General features: G+C 72.6%; 19 protein-coding genes. 10 read left to right on the top strand and 9 right to left on the bottom strand.

Annotation, left to right across the window (positions count from 1 at the left end):
* The first annotated feature begins 50 nt into the window (after window positions 1-50).
* Window positions 51-1,361 (top strand): MFS transporter, encoded by a 1,311-nt coding sequence (locus tag ACWCQS_RS18800; RefSeq protein ID WP_451005434.1) that lies wholly within the window; start codon window positions 51-53, stop codon window positions 1,359-1,361.
* Window positions 1,362-1,401: 40 nt separating this feature from the next.
* Here ACWCQS_RS18800 and ACWCQS_RS18795 read toward each other — a convergent pair whose 3' ends face one another.
* The 5 genes from ACWCQS_RS18795 to ACWCQS_RS18775 all read right to left on the bottom strand — a co-directional run bounded on the left by ACWCQS_RS18795 (window position 1,402) and on the right by ACWCQS_RS18775 (window position 7,315).
* Window positions 1,402-2,001, bottom strand: a complete 600-nt coding sequence (locus ACWCQS_RS18795) for a hypothetical protein (protein ID WP_451005433.1) — start codon at window positions 1,999-2,001, stop codon at window positions 1,402-1,404.
* A 380-nt stretch (window positions 2,002-2,381) separates the two neighbouring features.
* Complete coding sequence (locus ACWCQS_RS18790; protein WP_451005432.1) at window positions 2,382-2,978, bottom strand: flavin reductase family protein; 597 nt, start codon at window positions 2,976-2,978, stop codon at window positions 2,382-2,384.
* A 41-nt stretch (window positions 2,979-3,019) separates the two neighbouring features.
* On the bottom strand, window positions 3,020-3,802 hold the full coding sequence (locus tag ACWCQS_RS18785; RefSeq protein WP_451005431.1) for an enoyl-CoA hydratase/isomerase family protein: 783 nt from the start codon (window positions 3,800-3,802) through the stop codon (window positions 3,020-3,022).
* Complete coding sequence (locus tag ACWCQS_RS18780) at window positions 3,799-6,021, bottom strand: acetate--CoA ligase family protein (RefSeq protein WP_451005430.1); 2,223 nt, start codon at window positions 6,019-6,021, stop codon at window positions 3,799-3,801. The genes ACWCQS_RS18785 and ACWCQS_RS18780 overlap by 4 nt, the downstream gene beginning before the upstream one ends.
* Before the next feature lie 97 nt (window positions 6,022-6,118).
* Window positions 6,119-7,315: a flavin-containing monooxygenase gene (locus tag ACWCQS_RS18775; RefSeq protein ID WP_451005429.1), complete on the bottom strand. Its 1,197-nt coding sequence runs from the start codon at window positions 7,313-7,315 to the stop codon at window positions 6,119-6,121.
* Window positions 7,316-7,494: 179 nt separating this feature from the next.
* Here ACWCQS_RS18775 and ACWCQS_RS18770 point away from each other — a divergent pair, with 179 nt between their 5' ends.
* From ACWCQS_RS18770 to ACWCQS_RS18760, 3 genes are all read left to right on the top strand, one after another.
* Window positions 7,495-7,944 (top strand): DoxX family membrane protein, encoded by a 450-nt coding sequence (locus ACWCQS_RS18770; RefSeq protein WP_451005428.1) that lies wholly within the window; start codon window positions 7,495-7,497, stop codon window positions 7,942-7,944.
* Window positions 7,944-8,339: a Zn-ribbon domain-containing OB-fold protein gene (locus ACWCQS_RS18765; RefSeq protein WP_451005427.1), complete on the top strand. Its 396-nt coding sequence runs from the start codon at window positions 7,944-7,946 to the stop codon at window positions 8,337-8,339. Before ACWCQS_RS18770 ends, ACWCQS_RS18765 begins: the two co-directional genes overlap by 1 nt.
* 425 nt (window positions 8,340-8,764) lie before the next feature.
* Window positions 8,765-9,625 carry a GNAT family N-acetyltransferase gene (locus ACWCQS_RS18760; protein WP_451005426.1) on the top strand — a complete coding sequence of 287 codons (861 nt, stop codon included), beginning with the start codon at window positions 8,765-8,767 and terminating at the stop codon, window positions 9,623-9,625.
* A gap of 25 nt (window positions 9,626-9,650) precedes the next feature.
* On the opposite strand, the gene ACWCQS_RS18755 is transcribed toward ACWCQS_RS18760, so the two are convergent.
* Window positions 9,651-10,316 carry a pyridoxine/pyridoxamine 5'-phosphate oxidase gene (locus tag ACWCQS_RS18755; protein ID WP_450982978.1) on the bottom strand — a complete coding sequence of 222 codons (666 nt, stop codon included), beginning with the start codon at window positions 10,314-10,316 and terminating at the stop codon, window positions 9,651-9,653.
* 193 nt (window positions 10,317-10,509) lie between these two features.
* Between ACWCQS_RS18755 and ACWCQS_RS18750 the strand changes: the two genes are divergently transcribed.
* Window positions 10,510-11,454, top strand: a complete 945-nt coding sequence (locus ACWCQS_RS18750) for a magnesium transporter CorA family protein (RefSeq protein WP_451005425.1) — start codon at window positions 10,510-10,512, stop codon at window positions 11,452-11,454.
* Window positions 11,455-11,463: 9 nt separating this feature from the next.
* On the opposite strand, the gene ACWCQS_RS18745 is transcribed toward ACWCQS_RS18750, so the two are convergent.
* Window positions 11,464-12,633 (bottom strand): thiolase C-terminal domain-containing protein, encoded by a 1,170-nt coding sequence (locus ACWCQS_RS18745; protein ID WP_451005424.1) that lies wholly within the window; start codon window positions 12,631-12,633, stop codon window positions 11,464-11,466.
* A gap of 120 nt (window positions 12,634-12,753) precedes the next feature.
* On the opposite strand from ACWCQS_RS18745, the gene ACWCQS_RS18740 reads away from it, so the two are divergent.
* A complete protein-coding gene (locus tag ACWCQS_RS18740) occupies window positions 12,754-14,007 on the top strand; it encodes an acyl-CoA dehydrogenase family protein (RefSeq protein WP_451005423.1) in 1,254 nt (417 codons plus the stop codon).
* Window positions 14,004-14,477 (top strand): nitroreductase family deazaflavin-dependent oxidoreductase, encoded by a 474-nt coding sequence (locus ACWCQS_RS18735; RefSeq protein WP_451005422.1) that lies wholly within the window; start codon window positions 14,004-14,006, stop codon window positions 14,475-14,477. Before ACWCQS_RS18740 ends, ACWCQS_RS18735 begins: the two co-directional genes overlap by 4 nt.
* Window positions 14,478-14,536: 59 nt before the next feature.
* Here the strand turns inward: ACWCQS_RS18735 and ACWCQS_RS18730 are convergent, their stop codons facing one another.
* The gene (locus ACWCQS_RS18730; RefSeq protein ID WP_451005421.1) at window positions 14,537-15,154 is read right to left on the bottom strand and encodes a LysE family translocator; all 618 of its coding nucleotides are present in this window, start codon (window positions 15,152-15,154) and stop codon (window positions 14,537-14,539) included.
* 82 nt (window positions 15,155-15,236) lie between these two features.
* On the opposite strand from ACWCQS_RS18730, the gene ACWCQS_RS18725 reads away from it, so the two are divergent.
* The gene (locus ACWCQS_RS18725; RefSeq protein WP_228623186.1) at window positions 15,237-15,689 is read left to right on the top strand and encodes an Lrp/AsnC family transcriptional regulator; all 453 of its coding nucleotides are present in this window, start codon (window positions 15,237-15,239) and stop codon (window positions 15,687-15,689) included.
* 105 nt (window positions 15,690-15,794) lie between these two features.
* On the opposite strand, the gene ACWCQS_RS18720 is transcribed toward ACWCQS_RS18725, so the two are convergent.
* The gene (locus ACWCQS_RS18720; protein ID WP_451005647.1) at window positions 15,795-16,430 is read right to left on the bottom strand and encodes a TetR family transcriptional regulator; all 636 of its coding nucleotides are present in this window, start codon (window positions 16,428-16,430) and stop codon (window positions 15,795-15,797) included.
* Window positions 16,431-16,675: 245 nt separating this feature from the next.
* On the opposite strand from ACWCQS_RS18720, the gene ACWCQS_RS18715 reads away from it, so the two are divergent.
* Entirely contained in the window at window positions 16,676-17,350 is a 675-nt protein-coding gene (locus ACWCQS_RS18715; protein ID WP_451005646.1) for a VOC family protein, read from the top strand.
* Window positions 17,351-17,529: 179 nt separating this feature from the next.
* Window positions 17,530-19,872, top strand: a complete 2,343-nt coding sequence (locus ACWCQS_RS18710; protein ID WP_451005420.1) for an outer membrane protein assembly factor BamB family protein — start codon at window positions 17,530-17,532, stop codon at window positions 19,870-19,872.
* Window positions 19,873-19,875 lie beyond the last annotated feature (3 nt).

Below are 19,875 nucleotides of genomic sequence, written 5' to 3'. Positions count from 1 at the left end.
GTCTTTCGGGCCACTCGTTGTGCGCTCATGAAAAAAGCACCCTGTATGACGTGACTCAGACAAGCCCAGCCGCAGCCCCCGTCCAGGCCGCCCCGCCCGCCCGGCGCCGCCGTGTGCACCGGGCGTGGTTCGTCGCCGCCGTCACCTTCGTCACGATCATCGGCGCGGCCGCCTTCCGCTCCCTGCCCGGCCTGCTCATCGACCCGTTGCACCAGGAGTTCGGCTGGTCGCGCGGCACGATCGGCGCGGCCGTCTCCATCAACCTCGCCCTCTACGGCCTCACCGCGCCCTTCGCCGCCGCGCTGATGGACCGCTTCGGCATCCGCCGGGTGGTCGCCGTCGCGCTGACCGTGATCGCGGCCGGCTCGGGCCTGACCGTGTGGATGACGGCGGCCTGGCAGCTGTGGCTGTGCTGGGGCCTGCTGGTCGGCCTCGGCTCCGGCTCGATGGCCCTCGCGTTCGCGGCGACGGTCACCAACCGCTGGTTCACCGAGCGGCGCGGCCTGGTCAGCGGCATCCTGACCGCGGCGTCCGCCTCCGGGCAGCTGATCTTCCTGCCGGTGCTGTCCTGGCTGACCGAGCACCACGGCTGGCGCCCGGCCGCGGTGACGGTGTCCCTGGCCGCCCTGGCCGTGGTCCCCTTCGTCTGGATCCTGCTGCGCGACCACCCGGCCGACGTCGGCCAGAAGCCGTACGGCGCACGGGAGTTCGTACCCAAGCCCGCACCGGTGGCCGGTGCCGCCCGCCGCACGCTGAAGGTCCTCTCGACCTCCGTCCGCACCGGCACCTTCTGGCTGCTCGCCGGCACCTTCGCGATCTGCGGTGCCTCCACCAACGGACTGATCCAGACCCACTTCGTGCCCGCCGAGCACGACCACGGCATGCCCGTCACGACGGCGGCCTCGCTGCTCGCGGTCATCGGCGTGTTCGACGTGGCCGGCACGATCGCCTCCGGCTGGTTCACCGACCGCTTCGAACCGCGCCGCCTGCTGGCCGTGTACTACGCCCTGCGCGGCATCTCCCTCGTCTTCCTCCCCATGCTGCTGGGCCCCGCGGTCCACCCCCCGATGCTCTTCTTCATCGTCTTCTACGGCCTGGACTGGGTGGCCACCGTCCCGCCGACCCTCGCCCTGTGCCGGGAGCAGTTCGGCGAGGACAGCGCCATCGTCTTCGGCTGGGTGCTCGCCTCCCACCAGGTCGGCGCGGCCGTCGTCGCCTACCTCGGCGGCCTCGCCCGGGACGTCTTCGGCAGCTACGACCTCGTCTGGTACGCCTCCGGCACGCTGTGTGCGGCGGCGGCCCTGATGTCCCTGGTGATCAGGCGGGCGGCGCCGACGGCACCGGTGGCTGTCGCGTCCTGAGGAACCCGACGGGAAGGGAGAAGGCCGCGCGAACCCGGACTCAGTCCCGCCCGCCGCCGTCCCGCACCAACCATCTCTGGAACTCGGTGTGCCGGAACTGGTACGAGTTGCCCGCGACGCGGAGGAGTCCGGCGTGATGAGCCCAGTCCAGGAAACGGGCCAGCCGGAGCGGCAGGCGCCCACGGGCCGCAGCGAGGGCCAGAACGAGCCGATAGCGCACCGTCGCCTGCGAGGCGATGAAGACGGTGGCCAGGGAGACCGCGAACGCGGTCGCGGGATGGGGCAGCAGGAGCACCAGGACGGCACAGGCCACCAGGGCGGCCAGGGTGAGAACGGCGTCCCGGCGCAGCGGGCCGCGCGGCCGGACCACATCCGCGGTGTCGGAGAAGGCGACGCCGTTCGCGACGTAGGTACCCAGAGACGGCCCCACTGCGTAGAGGACGCCGCTCGCCAGAACCATGCCGCCATAGATGCCCAGGGTGAGCAGCCAGAGTTCCGGCGCGGCGACCAGGAGAACGAGGGGCAGGGCCAGGCCCATGACCCCGCCGAAGACCAGTCCGTACCCGAAGTCCCTGCCGGTCGTTCCGAACGCCTCGCTCCAGGCCGTCCTCGTCCACAGCCGCCCCGGGGTCAGTGCCATCGGCCGCGCATCGCCCAGGCACCGGAACGCGAACACAAGAAGCAGGAAGAGCTGGACCCCGGCGGCAGCACCGAGGTGGCTGACGAGCCGCCACCAGATCGTCTCTGGAGCGTTCCAGTTCCTCGTCCACGTCCGTGCCCTGCTGTCGGAAGAGGGCTGCGAAGCGGCCGCGCACCTGCTGCCAGCCATCCGTGACCATCAGCCCGACCAGGGTCGTCGCACCCGAGGAAGCGAGTGCCACTAACTCGGCGTCCATGCGCTCCACCGCCTCCGCTCGCTCACGGGTGAGATCGTCCCCCCGTCGGCGTCCGCCGCGCAAGGCGCTCAGGGCGCGGACCGGCAGCCGTGTCGGAAGCGCCCGCTCCGGTGAACCGCAGGACCTAGGGGTGGCTGATCCGGGCGAACCGCCCGCGATGGAAGAGCAGCGGTTCGCCCGGACCCTCCGCCCCGAGCGCGTCCACCCGGCCCACGACGATCAGGTGGTCGCCCCCGGTGTGCACGGCGTGGACGGTGCAGTCGATCCAGGCGGCGGTGCCGGCCAGGCGCGGGGAGCCGGAGGCGGGCGCCGCGTCGTACGCCACCCCAGCGAACTTGTCCGCGCCGCTCACCGCGAAGGCCCGGCACAGTTCGCCCTGGCCGGCACTGAGCACGTTGACGCAGAAGACGCCCGCGCGGGCGATCCGGGGCCAGGTGGTGGACGTACGGCCCACCATGAAGCAGACCAGGGGCGGTGCGAGGGAGAGGGAGGCGAAGCTCTGGCAGGCGAAACCCGCGGGGCCGGCCTCTCCGTCGGCGGCCGGTGCCGTGATCACGGTCACCCCGCTCGCGAAGCTCCCCAGCACCTGCCGGAACTCACCCGGCTCCACCGGCGCCCGCTCGTCCTCCCGCACGCACCGCAGATCCGGCCGCGGCAACGGCTCCACGGGCCTGCGCCCCAGATACCGGACGGCGGCGGCCGCCGCCCCTGCGTGTCCCATCACGCCTCCATTGAAACTGACGGATCGTCAGATTGGAAGCCTCACCGCCCCCGGAACTCCGGCCCCCGGCGTTCCGTGAACGCCCGCAGTCCCTCCTGGGCGTCCTCGGTCGCCATGTTGAGCTCCTGGGCCCAGGCCTCCGCGGCGAAGGCGGTGGCCCGGTCCGACTCCAGGGAGGTGTTCACCAGGTGCTTGGTCAGGGCCAGGGCGCGGGTGGGGCCGGACGCCAGGCGGGTCGCCCACTCGCGGGCCGTCTTCTCCAGCTCCCCGTCCGGTACGACCCGGTTGACCAGGCCCAGCCGCAGCGCGTCAGCCGCCGGCGCCGCGTCGCCGAAGAACATCAGCTCCTTCGCCCGGTGGGGGCCCAGCAGGCGGGGGAGCAGGTACGCGCCGCCGGCGTCCGGTACCAGGCCCCGCCGTACGAACACCTCGATGAAGCGGGCCGACTCGGCGGCCAGGACCAGGTCGCAGGCGAACGCCAGATGCGCGCCGAGGCCCGCCGCCGTGCCGTTCACGGCGGCGATCACCGGCTTCTCGCAGTCCAGGACGGCCGCGATCAGGCGTTGGGCGCCCCGGCGCAGCATCCGGGCCACGTCGCCGGGCAGCCGGTCGCCGCCGGTGCCGCCTCTCAGGTCCGCACCCGCGCAGAACCCGCGCCCCCTGCCGGTCAGGACCACCGCCCGGATGTCGGGGGCAGCGGATGCCTCGGCAAGGCCGTCGATCAGCTCGTCCCTCATCGCGGGCGTGAGGGCGTTGAGGGACTCGGGACGGTTCAGGGTGAGGTGGGCGACCTGCTCGCTCCGCTCGGTCTCCAGCTCGCTCATCGGCACACCACCAGTGCGTCCAGCGCCACCGCGCCCTGCCCCCGGGGCAGCACCATCAGCGGGTTGATGTCCAACTCGGCGATGTGCTCGCCCAGTTCGAGCGCCATCCGCTGGACCCGCAGGATCACCTCCACCAGCGCGTCCCGGTCGGCCGGCGGTCGGCCCCGGACGCCGTCCAGCAGGGCCCGGCCGCGGAGCTCGGCGAGCATGGCGCGGGCCTGGTCCTCGCCGAACGGCGGCACCCGGACCGTCGCGTCGTGCAGGACCTCCACCAGAACCCCGCCGAGGCCCACCGTCACCGTCGGGCCGAACAGGTCGTCGTGGGTCGTCCCGAGAACCATCTCCACGCCCTGTTCGACCATCTGGCACACCAGGATCCCGTCCAGCGAGACACCCTCGTAGCGCGCGATGTCGGTCAGCTCGCGGTAGGCGTCCCTGACCTGGCTGGCCGACGTCAGACCGATCTTCACCAGGCCCAGTTCGGTCTTGTGGGCGATCTGGGCGCCGGAGGCCTTCATCACCACCGGGTAGCCGACCTGCGCCGCCGCCCGTACGGCCGCCGCCGCGCTGGTCACCAGCTGTTCGCGCGGCACCCGGATGCCGTAGGCGCGCAGCAGCTGCTTGGCGCCGTGCTCGCTGAGCTGCTGGCCGGGGCGCATCAGGGCCTCGGCCTTGCGGAAGGAGGGGGAGGGGGTGCGCGGGGCCTCGTCGAAGGGGGAGCGGTAGTCGCTCACGAAGCGGTGGTGGTCCAGCCAGGCGCGCACCGCCTTGAGGCAGTTGCCCACCGTGCGGAAGGTGGCCACGCGGGAGGAGCCCAGCAGGACCTCGCGGTAGGCCGCCTCCGTGCCCACCGGCGAGCCCCACACCACGCACACCAGCTTGTCCGTCTCCTCGGCCGCCTCGACCAGGTCCGTCACGAGCCTGTCGCTCAGCGGCGGGAACGGGCCGGTGACCGGGCAGATCAGGACGCCGATGGACGGGTCGGCGAGGATCGCGTCGATGATCTTCCGGCCGCGCCAGTCGCCCACCGGATGCCCGCCGTTGTCCACCGGGTTGGCCACGCTCAGGTACTCCGGTATCCACTGGTGCAGCTCGGCCTGCCTGGCCTCGGACAGGCGGGGGAGGTGGAGTCCGGCGGCGGTGGCGAGGTCGGCCGCATGCGCGCCGGTGCCGCCGGAGATCGAGTACACCGCGACCCCCTCCGCCAGCGGCGCCCGTGCCCGCGCCAACAGGGCCGCGGTGTCCTGGAGTTCGTCGAGACCGTCGACCCGTACGACCCCGAACTGGCGCATCGCCGCGTCCACCACGTCGTCGGCACCGGTGAGCTTGCCGGTGTGCGAGGCGGCCGTACGCGCTCCGGTCTCGGTGCGGCCCACCTTCACCGCGACCACCGGCACCCCGCGACGGGCGGCCCGGTCGGCGGCCAGCAGGAAGGCGCGGCCGTCCTTCAGGCCCTCCACGTAAGCGGCGACGGCACCGACCTCGGGCTGCTCGGCGAACCAGGACAGGAAGTCGGCGGTCTCCAGGTCGGCCTCGTTGCCGGTGGGTGCCCAGTGGGAGAGGCGGATGCCCAGCTCCTGGAGCGAGAACACCGGGCGGCCCTGGTGTCCCGACTGAGTGATCAGGGCGATCGCCGGGCCGGTCAGGTCCTCGCGGAAGTGCTCGAAGGCGTTGAGATTGGTGTTCGGGCCGAGGAGCCGGATCCCCGAGCGGCGTACGGCGTCCGCGAGCCGCTGCTGTGCCTCGGCGCCCGCCTCGCCCGTCTCGGCGAACCCGGAGGCGAAGGCGACCGCGAACCTCACCTTCACGTCGGCCAGTTCCTCGATCACCGGCAGCGGGTCGGCCACCAGCAGCACGGCCAGGTCGACCTGGCCGGGCGGCAGTCCGGCGACCGAGGCGGCGCACGGGATGCCGAAGACCGAAGGGCGGGACGGATGCACCGGATACACCCGCGCCCCCACCCGCTCGGCCCAGGCCAGCAACTGCCGGGTGATCCCGGTGTTGGGGCGTCCCTCCGCGTCCGAGGCGCCGATCACGGCGACCGACTCGGGCCGGAAGAAGCGGGTCAGGTCGGGGACGTCCGCGTACAGCGGCCGCCCGCTGACGTCCAGGTCGTCGACCCGGTCGTGGACGACGGGTCCGGGCCGCTGCTCGCCGCACGCGATGACGCGGGCCCGGCGGGAGTCGGTGGTGAGGGTGCCGTGGGTTGATCCAAGCATCGGTCCGCCCGCTCCTGTGAGACAGCACAAGTAAACTGACGTTCTGTCAGATTACTGGAACTGACGTAGTGTCAGGAACTGGTCGGACCGAGCAAAGTTACCGGCGGGTGCGCAGATGTCTGGCCGCCGCCTTCGCGATCCGCCCGGCGTCGAGCGCCATCTCCCGCAACATCCCGCTGATCGGGTTGGTGAACCCGGTGAAGTACAGACCGGGCGCTTGCGCCGGCGCACGGCCGCCCTGCACCACCGGCCTGCCGTGCCCGTCCAGCACCCCGAGATGCCCGACGAGGCCCTCCAGTGCCCGTGTGTACCCGGTCGCCGCGATCACCGCGTCCGGCTCGATCCTGCTGCCGTCGGCGAGGACGACCTTCCCGGGGTTCCCGTCCTCGAAGGACTCCACGGCGGCCACGATCTCCACCTTCCCCTTGCGCACGGCGTCGATCAGACCGACGTCCTGCACGGGGATGGCACCCTCCTTCACCCTGCTGTACAGCCCGGTGTCCGGGCGGGGCAGGCCGTGCGCGGACAGGTCCGGTACGCCCGCCTTCGCCTGCAGCCGGCACAGCCGGTCCACGAGTCCCACCGGCAGCCGCCGTACCAGGACGCCCGAGTACTGCGCGGGCCAGCCGAGCGTCGTACGGCGTACGAGGTGCGGGACGGTGCGCACCGCCAGTCGCACCCGCGCCGCCCCGCCCTCCACCAGGTCCACGGCGATCTCGGCGCCGGTGTTGCCGACGCCGACGACCAGGACGTCCCGGCCCGTGTACGGCTCGGCGTTGCGGTAGGCGCCGGCGTGCAGGAACTCCCCGCCGTACTCCGCCAGGCCCGGCCAGTTGGGGAGGTGCGGGGTGTGGTTGTAGCCGGTGGCGACGACCACCGCGCTGCCGGTCAGCTCGCGCCCGCCGGAGGCGTGCAGCAGCCAGCCGGTGCCGTCGGCGGTCCGCTCGACGCGGGAGACCTCCACGCCGGTGACGATCTCCAGCTCGTGGTGCTCGGCGTACTTCTCCAGATAGCGCACCACGTTGTCGCGGGACACCCAGCGCCCGAACTTCCGGGGGATCTTCAGGCCCGGCAGCGCGGACAGCCGCCGGGTGGTGTGCAGATGCAGCCGGTCGTAGTGGCCGTGCCAGGAGGCGCCCACGCGGTCGGCCTTCTCCAGCACCACGGCCCGTATGCCCCGTGCCCGCAGTGCGTACGCGGCGGCCAGACCGCCCGGACCGGCGCCGATGACGTAGACCGGGCGGTCGGCGGGTGTGGTGGAGAGCTGCATGGAAGCGGAACGGGAGTCGGCCATGCTCGGGAGCGTAATCCCGCACCCGGTTGATGGGTCTCGGTCAAGACCGGAATTGGTTGCGGATTGATCACGGATGTAGGAGGAGTGGGTGGGGCCGGTGGCGTAGGACACCTGGTTGTGGCGGTACGGCGTGGGCTCACGGGTGGGCATCGCCATAGATCTGACGTACCGTCAGATTCATGGATTCCATATGGCTGGACGGCGCTCAGTGGCTGGCGGTGCTGCGGATCGGGCTCGGTCTGTGGTGGCTGGAGAGCTGGCGGCACAAGGACAAGAAGGCCTGGTTCGAGCGGGGCAGCGGCATCGCGTGGGCGGCGGAGATCGCGGGGAAGCACCGCTGGGCACCGGTGCGGACGGGGTTCGAGACGGTGGTCGGGCCGCACCCGAGGCTGATGGCGTACGTCGTCGCCTACGCCGAACTCTCCCTCGGTCTCGGCCTGATCCTCGGCCTTCTGACCCCGATCGCATTGCTGGGCGGGCTGCTGCTGAACGCGATCTACTTCGTGCTGATGATCCACGACTGGGCCGAGCAGGGGCAGAACTCGATGATGGCGCTCATCTCGCTCGTCGGGTTCTTCGGGATGGCGTGGCAGACCTGGTCGATCGACGCGTGGCTGGGGTGGTTCTGATGGCCGCGGTGCGCTACGACCTTCCGGAGCCCGACGCCTTCACCCGCCCCTACTGGGAGGCGGCCGCGCGGGGCCGGCTGCTGATCCGCCGCTGCGGGGCCTGCGGCCTCGCCCACCACTACCCGCGCGAGTTCTGCCCGCACTGCTGGAGCGAGGAGGTGACCTGGGAGGAGGCGAGCGGCCGGGCCGTGCTCTACACCTGGTCCACCGTCCACCGCAACGACCTGCCGCCCTTCCGCGAGCGCACGCCGTACGTGGCCGCGGTGGTCGATCTGGCGGAGGGCCCGCGGATGATGACACAGGTGGTGGAGTGCGCGGCCACGGACCTACGAGCCGGGCTGCCGCTGCGGGTGACGTTCGTGGAGGGGGTGGCGGTGTTTCGTCCGGGGGGTTGAGCTGGGGAGTGGGGCCGGGGTTCGGTCCGGGGGTTGCTGCGGGGGGCGGGAGTTTCGTCCCGGAGGGTTGAGTTGGGGAGGGAGAGCTGGGGTTCGGGCCAAGGGGTTGAGTTGGGGCGGGGGAGCTGGGGTTCGGGCCAGGGTTGAGCTGCGGAGGGGGCCGGAGTTTCGTCTCGGAGGGTTGAGCTGCCGGGGGAGCCGGGGTTCGGCCCGGAGGTTGAGCTGCGGAAGGGGGCTGGTGTGCCGCCTGTGAGGGCTGGGCTGCGGAGGGGCCGGGGTTCGGTCCGGGGGGTTGAGCCGGGGAGGGGAGCCGGGGTTCGGCCCACGGGGTTGTGCTGCCGAGGGGAGCCGGTGTGCCGCCCGGAAGGCTGTGCTGCCGGGGAAAACCGGTGTGCCTTCCCGGCGTTGGCGTCGATCATGGCCGTATGCGCCCTGAGAACTGGTATCTCACCGAAGACCTGGACGAGTTCCTCTCCCGGGCGGGCGGCTTCCTGCGCTCCCGCCCCGCCCTGCACACGGTGCCGCTGACGGTGACGGACGCGCTGCGGCGGCGCGGGCTGCATCTCTACGGCAAGGAAGCGCCCCTCTTCGGCCTGCTGGAAGCGGACGACGGCACGGTACGGGCCGCCCTGCTGCACACCCCGCCCTTCCAGATCAACGTCACCGCGCTCACCCCGCAGGAGGCCGACGCCCTGGCGGTCCGGTTCGCCGAGCTGGGCCGCTCGCTCCCGGGAGTCTCCGGGCCGAAGGACGCGACGGAGTCCTTCGCGGCGGCCTGGGAGCGGCGCACAGGTACGGCGGTCGCCGTCGACAAGCGGCAACGGCTCTACCGGCTGGGCGAGTTGACCGTACCGGAGCCCCGGCCGCAGGGGCGGGCGCGGATCGCCGGGCCGGCGGACCGGGATCTGCTGATCCGCTGGTTCGAGGAGTTCGGGGAGATCACCGGCGGCGTCGGCCAGGACCCCGGCAACTGGGCCGACGCCCGTATCTCCTACGGCGGCGTCACCCTCTGGGAAACCGGCGACGGCACCCCGCTCGCCATGGCCGGAGCCACCCCCGAAACGGCCGGCCAGGTCCGTGTCGCCCCCGTCTACACCCCGGCAGACCTGCGCGGACGCGGATACGCCGGCGCGGTCACGGCGGAGGTGAGCCGGACCGCGCGGGCGGCGGGCGTCCAGGAGATCCTCCTCTTCACCGACCTCGACAACCCGACGAGCAACGGGCTGTACCAGCGGATCGGCTACCGGCCGGTGGCGGACTTCAGCGTGTGGCGGTTCGGCGGCTGACGCCGGCGGGTGGGGGTGTACCGGCTCAAGGCCAGAGCAGCGTCCGGCTCCACCCGAACCCCGTGCTCCGGTACTCCAGCCGTACATGCCGTCGCTCCGCGTCCCCCTGGAAGAACTCCACCGTCTCCGGCCGCAGCCGATACAGCGTCCAGGTGGGCGACGGCTCGTCGGGATGCTCGCGCGCCCGCTCCCACGCCGCCTCGGACGCCCGCCGCAGCTCGGCCAGTGAGGACAGCTCCTCGCTCTGCCGCCCGGTGAGCGCCGCGGCCAGCGCCCCCGTCGAGCGGGCCTGCAGGTCCGCCTGGCTGTCCCGGGACGGCGCCGCGGTCACCGGCCCGCGCACCCGCACCTGACGGCCCAGCACCGGCCAGTAGAAGGCCAGGGCGGCCTGAGGGTGTGCGCTCAGGGCCCGGCCCTTGCGGCTCGTGGCGTGGGTGCCGAAGGCCCAGCCGTCCGCGTCGGCGCCGTGCAGCATCACGATCCGTACGTCCGGCCGGCCCTCCTCGTCCACCGTGGCCAGCGACATCGTGTGCGGCTCCGGCTGCCCGGCGGCCACCGCGTCCGCGAACCAGCTCGTGAACAGGGGCAGCGGGGTCGGCGGGGCGGTGTCCGGGTCGAAGGGGCGCAGGTCCGTGACGTCCGGGTCCCATACCCGCAGCGACCGCAGAGTTGCGTGGAGATCCGTTTCCATGTGCCGAGTATCGCCACCGGGCCGCCGTCGGTGCGGGCGGGTGCGACCGGGCCGCCATCCGTTCGGCAGTCCTCCCGCGACGCACACGAGTGATTCCGGGTGCGGGCGCGGCGGAGCGCGGGGACGCTCGGAGCCACGGGCTCGGGAATGACGGTGAGGGGCGGTGATCGTAACGGTGGTGACGATGCCCGAGATGACCATCACCCGTGCGGATGTCTCGGAGGCGCGTGAGCGGCTGGCCGTCGACTCCTTCCTGCTCGTCGACGTGGAGCTGCCGCAGGACGCCCCGGCGCAGGTCCCGCCGATCGCCGAGCAGCTCGGCCTGGACGGCGAGGAGCTGGGCTGGTTCGGCAGGGAGGGCGAGCCCGCGCGGGCCGAGTTCCTGGGGGACCGGGCCGCTTTCGTCGTGCCCGTGGTGCACGAGGACGAGATCGCCCACCTCCATGTGGTGGTGACCGAGCGGTTCCTGGCCACCGTGCACCGGGGGCAGGCCGGACTGGCGAAGAGCATCACCGCGGCACTGCGGCACGAGCGCCCCGACGACACCGTGGCCGTGCTGTTCCTGCTGCTCCAGGAGGCCCTGGACACCTTCCGCCGGACGGCCGTACAGGCTCTGCTGGAGTCCGAGGAACTGGAGGACGACATGTTCGAGGGCCGGCGCCCCGAGCAGGTCTACCGGCTGGCGCAGCTACGGCGGCGCTCCGCCCTGCTGCACCACGCCCTGCGGCCCTACCTCCAGGCGGTCGACGAGATCCTCACCCGCCGGATGATGAGCCCCACCTTCCCCGAGGAGCGCCAACGGCGTGCCCAGGGGTTCCAGACCGCCGGAAGGCTGGTGCTCGCCGACGTCGAGTCCCTCCAGGACGCCACCCGCCGGGCCTTCGCCAGTTACTCCTCGCTCGTCGCGGGCGAGCAGAACGGTGTGATCAACCGGCTGGCCATCGTGTCGGTGATCTTCCTGCCGCTGTCGTTCATCACCGGGTTCTTCGGCATGAACTTCACGTTCCTGACGAACAGGCTGGATACCAGGGACGAGTTCTGGCTGCTCGCCGTGGGGCTGCAGGCGGTCGTCCTGTTGGGCTCCATCTACGTCCTGCACCGCACCCGCGTCTGGCGCCGGCTGCTGGAGGAGGACTGAGGAGGGCTCTCACCGGCCCAGCACCACCGTCCCCGAGGAGCAGAACCAGCCCCCCGTCCCGGACGCCACCCCCAGCCTCGGCAGCTGCCCTTCCCGGGTGCGCACCTGCCGCTCCCCGGCCTCCCCGCGCAGTTGCCGTACCGCCTCCACGAGCAGGAACAGCCCGCGCATACCGGGGTGTTGGGCCGACAGGCCGCCCCCGTCCGTGTTCACCGGCAGCTCCCCGCCCCGCACCAGCAGCCGGCCCTTCTGCACGAACGCCCCGCCCTCGCCCTTCCCGCAGAAGCCCAGGTCCTCCAGGGTCACCAGGGTCATGTAGGTGAAGGCGTCGTAGATCTGCGCGAAGTCCATCTCCTGCGGTCCCACGCCCGCCCGTTCGAAGGCCAGCCGCCCGCTCACCGCAGCCGGGGACACCGTGAAGTCCGGCCACTCGGACATCGCCGCGTGCGAGACGTGCTCCCCGGCGCCGAGGATCCAGACGGGGGACGTACGGCAGTCCCGCACGTACTCCTCGGCCGCCAGCAGGACCGCCGCGCCGCCGTCCGAGCGCAGACAGCAGTGCAGCTTGGTGAAGGGGTCGGCGATCATCGGGCCGGCCAGGACGTCGTCGACCGTGATCGGGTCGCGGAACATCGCCTCCGGGTTCAGCGCCGCGTTGGCCCGGGCCTGGACCGCGACCTCGGCCAACTGCTCGACGCTCGTGCCGTGTTCGATCATGTGACGGCGGGCGGCCATCGCGTACTTGGCGATCAGGGTGTGGCCGTAGGGGACCTCGAACTGGAGGGGGCCGCGGGCGCCGAAGGAGAGGTCGCCCGTCCGGCGGCCGGCCTTGATGTCCGCGCGTGCCGTCGAGCCGTAGACGAGGAGGACGGCGTTGGCGTGGCCCGCGGCTATCGCGTCCGCCGCGTGCGCCGCCATGACCTCCCAGGTCGAGCCGCCGACCGAGGTGGAGTCCACCCAGGTGGGGCGCAGGCCCAGATACTCGGCCACCTCCACCGGGGCCAGCGTGCCGAGGCCCGCGGAGGCGAGGCCGTCGACCCGGGCGCGGTCGAGCCCCGCGTCCGCGAGGGCGCGGCGGGCCGCCTGCGCGTGCAGGGTGTACGGGGTGGCGTCGGCCACGCGTCCGCAGTCGGCGAGGGCCACTCCGACCACGGCTACCTTCCTGCTCCCCACTGTCATGAATCTGACGGTACATCAGATCGCGCGGCTCGCGGCAGGTGTCATGGCCCTGGGCATCCGCACACCCGCGCCCTAATATGACGGCCCGTCAGTTCCGCTCGGGAGGGATGAGGGACCGCCATGGACACGCGCCTGACCGCCGAGCAGGACGAGATCCGCCGCACCCTGCGTGAGCTGCTGGACAAGCGGTGCGGCCCGCCCGAGCTGCGGACCGCCGTCGACAGCCCGGCCGGACACGACCCCCTCCTGTGGTCGGCCCTCGCCGACCAGCTCGGCCTGCCCGGGCTCGCCCTGCCCGAGCGGTACGGCGGTGTCGGCTGCTCTCTCACCGAACTGGCCCTCGCCTGCGAGGAGACCGGCCGGGCGCTCGCCCCCTCCCCACTGCTCGCCACCTCCGTCCTCACCGCCCCGCTGATCCTCGCCCTCGGCACCGAGGCCCAGCGCGCCGAACTGCTGCCCCGCCTGGCCGCCGGCACCCTCACCGCAGCCCTCGCCGTCCCCGGCCCTGCCCTGACCACGGCCCTCGCGCTGACCCGCGACAACGGCACCTTCGCCGCCGGTGGCGGCCGGGCCGGGGGTGTCCAGGCATGGCGGGCCGACGGTGGCTGGCGGCTGTACGGGCAGGTCGACCAGGTGCTGGACGGGCACAGCGCGGGGCTGCTGCTCGTCGCCGCGCACACCGGGGGCTTCGCGCGGTCGCGGACCCTGCTGTTCCTGGTGGCCGGGGACGCGCCCGGTGTCATGCGCGCCCGGCAGACCGCGCTCGACGCCACCCGGCCGCAGGGGCGCGTCCAACTGCGGGACGTTCGAGCGGAGTTGCTCGGCGAGGAGGAGGTGGACGTGTTGCCCGCGTTCGCCGCGCTGGGAGACCGGGTCGCCGCCGTGCTCGCCTGTGAGGCCGTCGGGGCGGCGGAACGGGTGCTGGAGCGGACCGTGGCGTACGTCGGGCAGCGCGAGCAGTTCGGGCGGCCCGTGGGGTCCTTCCAGGCGGTGAAGCATCGGCTGGCCGATGTGTATGTGGGGGTGCAGGCGGCTCGGTCGGCCGCGTACTGCTCCGCTTGGGGCGCCGGCGCCGGCGACTTCGCCTCGGCTTCGCCTTCGGCGGGGTCCTCGCCGTCGGCGGCTTGCGGGTCCGGCGCTCAGGCGGAGCGCTCCGGGGGGCTCGCGCTCGCGCAGGCCCTGGAGGCGCTCCGGGGGGCCGCCGGTGAGGGAATCCAACTGCACGGGGGGATCGGTTTCACCTGGGAGCACGACGCGCATCTGTACTTCAAGCGGGCCGCCGGGGACGAGCTGCTGTTCGGGCCGGTGCACCGGCTGCGGGACCGGGCCGCCGAGGTCGCCGGTCTCTTCGCGGGCGGGGAGGTGACGGTGTGATCGGCGTGCGGATGGTGCAGAAGGTGTCCTCGACGCGCGGGTTCGCGAAGGTCGCGCCCCATGTGATCCCGGCCCTCGACCGGGCGGTCCACCGGCTCACCGGGGGGCGGTACCTGCTCAGCACCCAGATGCTGCCAGGACTGATCCTCACCTCCACCGGCGCCCGCAGCGGACAGCTCCGCCGCACCCCGCTGGCCTGCATGCCGGAGGACGGCGGCAAGAGCTGGCTCCTGGTCGGCTCCAACTTCGGGCGCACCGGGCATCCGGCGTGGACCCACAATTTGCTGGCCCACCCCGAGGCCTCTATCAGCTGGAAGGGCCACGACATTCCGGTCACCGCACGACTGCTGGCAGGGGAGGAGCGGGCGGCAGCGTGGCGGGCGGTCCTCGCGTTCTGGCCACCGTACGCCACGTATCAGGCCCGGGTGACGAGGGAGATCCGCCTGTTCCGGCTCACGGAAACCCCCTAAGGGGCGCGGGGAACGGCGCGAGCAACCACGACGGACCCGCAGCCGAAAGACGGCCGGACCTACAACGTGGCCAGCCGCTCCGCCAGGAGAACCGCGCCGATCCCCAGCATCGCCGCCCCCGAAGTCCGCGTCACCGCCCGAGCCGCGGCCGGCCGCGCGGAGAGCAGCGCACGCGACAACGCGCCGACGCCGAGGTAGACGGCCGCGCAGCAGGCCATGTGGAGCAGGCCGAGGGCTGCCGTCTGGACGGGGACGGGCAGGTGGGCGCCGCGCAGGGTGAGGAACTGGGGGAGGACGGAGAGGTAGAGCAGCAGACCCTTGGGGTTGAGGCCGCTGATCGTGGCGCCGCGGAGGAAGAGCCGCCCGTCGGGGGAGGCCTCCTCCGTGGCCCCCGGCACCGCCGGGCGGCGCAGCACACTCCAGCCGAGCCACAGCAGGTAACCCGCGCCCGCCGCCGTCAGGGCGGTCAGCAGCCTCGGCGAGCCCGCCACCAGGACCGCGAGGCCCGCCGTCGCCAGAACCGTGTGCACGGCATAGCCGCAGACCAGGCCGGCCACCGCGCGCGGCACCGAGCCACGGCGCAGCGCAGTTGCGATCACATACGCCCAGTCGGCGCCCGGCACGCACACCAGCAGCAGGTCCACGGCGAGGAAGGAGAAGAGCAGTCCCGAGTCCATGGTGGGGACATTAGGCGTGAATGGCCCGAAAGTGTTCCCGAAATTTGCCTGTACCGGCCGATTATGAGGGAAGGTCTGCCTCATGGACGACGTGGACCGGAAAATCCTTGCCGAGCTGCAGCAGGACGGGCGGCTGACCGTGACCGAGCTGGCCGCCCGGGTGCGCCTCAGCGTCTCGCCCTGCCACCGCCGGCTGCGCGAGCTGGAGCGCTCCGGTGCCATCCAGGGCTACCGGGCGGTGGTGGACGCGGCTGCGCTCGGGCTGACCTTCGAGGCGCTGGTCTTCGTGTCGATGCGCCAGGAGGACCGGGACACGGTCGCCGAGTTCGAGCGGGCGGTCGGCGAGCTGGAGCACGTGCTCGACGCCCAGCGACTGTTCGGCGAGCCCGACTATCTGCTCCGGGTGGCGACCGCCGACCTCGCGGCCTTCCAGCGGCTGTACGACGAGCGACTGGCGACCCTGCCGGGGGTGCAGCGGCTCACCTCGACGCTGGTGATGAAGCACGTCGTACGGGACCGTCCGCTGCCCGCATAGCAGTGCAGGCGGTGGCTCACCGCGCGCAAGAACGCGTGTGAACCACCGCCTGCCAGACAGGACTTGGAGGTTAAGGAAAAAGAGGGGGGTTACAGGGGTCGCGTGTTACTTGCTCGGCTTCTTCCCGGTCACACCCAGGTGCACCAACAGCGCCAGGTTCGGCTTGAGTTCGGCCTGCTTCACGCCCCAGGTCGTGAAGCCCTTCTGGTGTGCCGCCACCGCCGCGAGCATCGCGACCAGGGAGCCGGCCACCGCCGCCGGATTCACGTCCTTGTCGACCCTGCCCTTGGACTGCAGCTCGGTGATGGACTCCGCGAGGGAGTTGTTCACCGAGTTCAGGATCTTCATGCGGATCTTGTAGAACCGTTTGTCCCCCTCGGCCGCGCCGAGGTCGACGACCCGCAGGATCGCGTCGTTCTTGCGCCAGAACTCCAGGAACCCGTCCACGAGTTCCTGTGCGGTCTGCCAGCCGGACTTGCCGGCCCAGGACCGCCCCTGGAGCAGTTCGGTCAATCCCGCGCCCTCGGCCGCCATTTGCTCGGCGATCTCCAGGACGGCGCCTTCGACGTCGGGGAAGTACTGGTAGAAGGTCGCGGGTGAAGTTCCCGCCTTCCGGGCGACATCGATGACCTTGACGTCCCGGTAGGGGGAGGAGCTGAGCATCTCGCTGAGGCAGTCGAGCAGCTTCTGCCGGGTCGCCTGCCCACGCCGGCCGGCCACGCGGCCGTCGACGGTACGCACTTGTCCTGTCATGCCGTCAGCTTACCGAGGGGTGATCGGAGCGCGATTCGGCCGACTGCAAATGGGGTGCACGGGTGCTCCGAGGGTGGTGTGCCTGGTCTGCGCGGTGCGTGCGGCCCGGTTACTTTGACGACATGGCCGAAAACTGGGCATCCGGGCACGAAGGGGCGGAAGAGGCGGAAGAGGTGATAGAGGCAGAGGTGGTAGAGGCGGAAGAGACCTACGGGGAAGGTGTGCCCTGCTGGGTGGACGCCCAGCTCGCCGACGTCGAGGCGGGCAAGCGGTTCTACGGTGAGCTCTTCGGGTGGACCTTCGAGGACGCCTACGGCTCCTCGGTGTGGGCGCGGCTGGAGGGGCAGCTCGTCGCCTCGCTCGCCCCCAAGATCGACGGCCGGATGCCCACCGTCTGGACGGTGTCCTTCGCCACCCCTGACGCCGAGGCCCTCGGCCGGCGGATCACCGCGGCGGGCGGGCAGGTGGTCATGGCCCCGTTCCCGGTGGGCGACCTCGGGGTCGCCGCGCTCGCCGCCGATCCCGAGGGCGCGGTGTTCGGGCTGTGGCAGCCGGGCCGTCACCGGGGCTTCGGACGGCGGCACGAGCCCGGCACCTTCGTCTGGGCCCAGCTGTACACCCGGGACACCGCCGCCGCCAACGCCTTCTACGGCGGTCTCTTCCACGACGCCCTGTTCGGCGCCCACGCCCGGCCCGACTTCGGCCGTGCCGAGGTCACCGACGTCTTCCCGGCCGAGATGCCCCCGCACTTCCTGACCCACTTCCGCGTCGCCGGGCTGGACGACGCCCTGGGGGCCGTACAGCGGCTCGGCGGCCGGGTGCAGGCGCCACCCTTCGAGACGTCGTACGGACGAGTGGCCGTCGTCACCGACAATCAGGGGGCGTCGTTCGCACTGTTGCAGCGCTGATCCGTCCGTTTCGGCATGGTTGGTGCTGAGACACCCCGAATATCCCCGGGTTCGCAACCAGCCGCCCGGCCAGGAAGAATCTGGGGTGCGTGCCGCCTTGGCGGTGCGGTGGTGAGACGCTGCACTTCGGTCGCGTACATATGTGGGTGGCGCGGCTCGTACGGGGAGGTGGCAGGCAAGTGGTGGATCAGCTGACGCAGCACGATCCGCGGCGGATCGGGCCGTTCGAGGTGCTGGGCCGGCTGGGCGCCGGCGGCATGGGGCTGGTCTATCTCGCGCGCTCGGCGTCCGGCCGACGCGTGGCGATCAAGACGGTGCGCACCGAGCTGGCCGAGGACCAGCTCTTCCGGGTGCGCTTCACCCGCGAGGTGGAGGCGGCCCGCGCGGTCTCCGGCTTCTACACGGCGGCCGTGGTCGACGCCGACCCGCGCGCCGCCGTGCCCTGGCTGGCGACCGCGTACGTCCCGGCGCCCTCGCTCGAGGAGATAGTGAACGACTGCGGGCCGCTCCCGGCCCAGGCCGTGCGCTGGCTCGCCGCGGGAGTGGCGGAGGCCCTCCAGTCCATCCACGGCGCGGGGCTGGTCCACCGCGACCTCAAGCCGTCCAACGTGCTCGTGGTCGAGGACGGCCCCCGGGTGATCGACTTCGGCATCGCCTCCGGCGTCTCCAACACCCGGCTGACCATGACGAACGTCGCCGTCGGCACCCCCGCCTACATGTCCCCCGAGCAGGCCAAGGACTCCCGCAGCGTCACCGGCGCCAGCGACGTCTTCTCGCTCGGCTCCATGCTGGTCTTCGCGGCCACCGGCCACCCGCCCTTCCACGGCGCCAACCCGGTCGAGACCGTCTTCATGCTGCTGCGCGAGGGCCCGGACCTCACCGGCCTGCCCGACGAGCTGCGCCCGCTCATCGAAGTCTGCATGCAGATGGAGGCCACCGCCCGGCCCACCCCGGCCGACCTCCAGGCCCAGCTCGCGCCCCATCTCTTCGGCTCCGGCTCCGACGACAGCGGCACCGCCTCCGCCTGGCTGCCCGAGAAGGCCGTCGCCCTCATCGAGGCCCGCCGCGGCGGCCGCCCCGCCGTCAAGCCCGCCCCGGTCACCACCGGCGGGCCCAGGAGCGGCGGCCGCGCGGCCGTACCCCCGCCGCCCCCGTACGACCCTCCGGCCCCCGTGCCCGTCGGCGCCCCCTCCGCCGCGCCCGACACCGGTCCGGTCCGCCTCGCCGGCGCCCAGGTGCCCATCGGCCCCGGTCCGCGCGTCGCCGACGCCCGCGCCGCCGCCGTCAAGGCACCCCCGCCGGAGGCCGGCCTGGTCGCCAGCTGGTCCCGCCCCCGCCCCGGCGTCACCGGCCCCGACCCGAACGTCCCGCCCCAGCCCCCGGAGACCGCGAGCGGCTGGCGGCCCTGGCGGTTCCGCATGTCCAACGAGGTCTGGGGCACCCCCGCCGTCGACGGCGACATGGTCTACGTCACCTCCTTCGAGGTGCACGCCCTGGACGTGGCCACCGGCCGGCGCCGCTTCAAGACCCGGGACGTCGCCTGGTCGATGTCCGTGGCGGACGGCCGTATCCACGCCTCCGACGGACCGACCCTGTTCGCCCTGGACGCCCGCGAGGGCACCGACCTGTGGCGGCTGTCCACGGACGCCTGGGTGTACTCCCTCAAGGCCGACCACGGCACGGTCGTCACCGGCACCCGCGGCGGCGGCGTCCAGGCCTGGGAGGCGTCCAACGGCCAGAAGCTGTGGGAGATCGCCGGCTGCCAGACCGACTTCGAGTCCCCGGAAGCCGGCCCCCTCGTCCACGACGGCACGGTCTACGTCTGGCAGGACGCCCGGCTGCGCGCCCTGGAGGCCCGCACCGGCGAGGAGCGCTGGTCGTACCCGGTCGGCGACGCGGCCTCCTGCGGCGGCGTGCCGGTCCGCCTGACCCCCGCCCCCGACGGCTATGTGTACGTCTCCGCCGGCACCCGTGTCCTCGCCGTCGAGGCGGCGAGCGGCATGGTCCGCTGGCACTTCGAGGCCCCCGCGGTCTTCCTCAGCCCGCCGGCCTTCGCCCCCGGCCCGGCGGTGACGGGCGGCGGCATCTACCTCGCGGACTACCTGGGCACCGTCTACGCCCTCGACGCCACCGACGGCCGCGACCGCTGGCGCATCGCGACGGAGGCGCGTTCGTCGATCGAGCCGGTGCTGGTCGCCGCCGGGCACGTCCACGTCGGCAGCGGCAAGGGCCTGTACACCCTGGACGCGGTCACCGGCACGCCCAAGTGGCGCTTCCAGGCGGGCGGCGACGTCGTGGGCGCCCCCGCGGTGGCGGAGGGCCGTATCCACTTCGGCTCCACCGACCACCTGCTCTACACCCTGAAGTCCGACGACGGCCGACTGCGCTGGAAGCTGGCGACCGGCGGCGAGATCACCGGTTCCCCGGTGGTCAAGGACGGCGTGGTGTACGCGTGCAGCAAGGACCGGTGCGTGTACGCCCTGGACGCGGAGAAGGGGACGGGGACGGCTCGGACGGCGTGAGGC

Source organism: Streptomyces sp. NPDC002076 (genome assembly GCF_053593835.1).
Note: the sequence above shows the minus strand (reverse complement) of the source record. Positions and strands in the feature narration are given on the sequence as shown.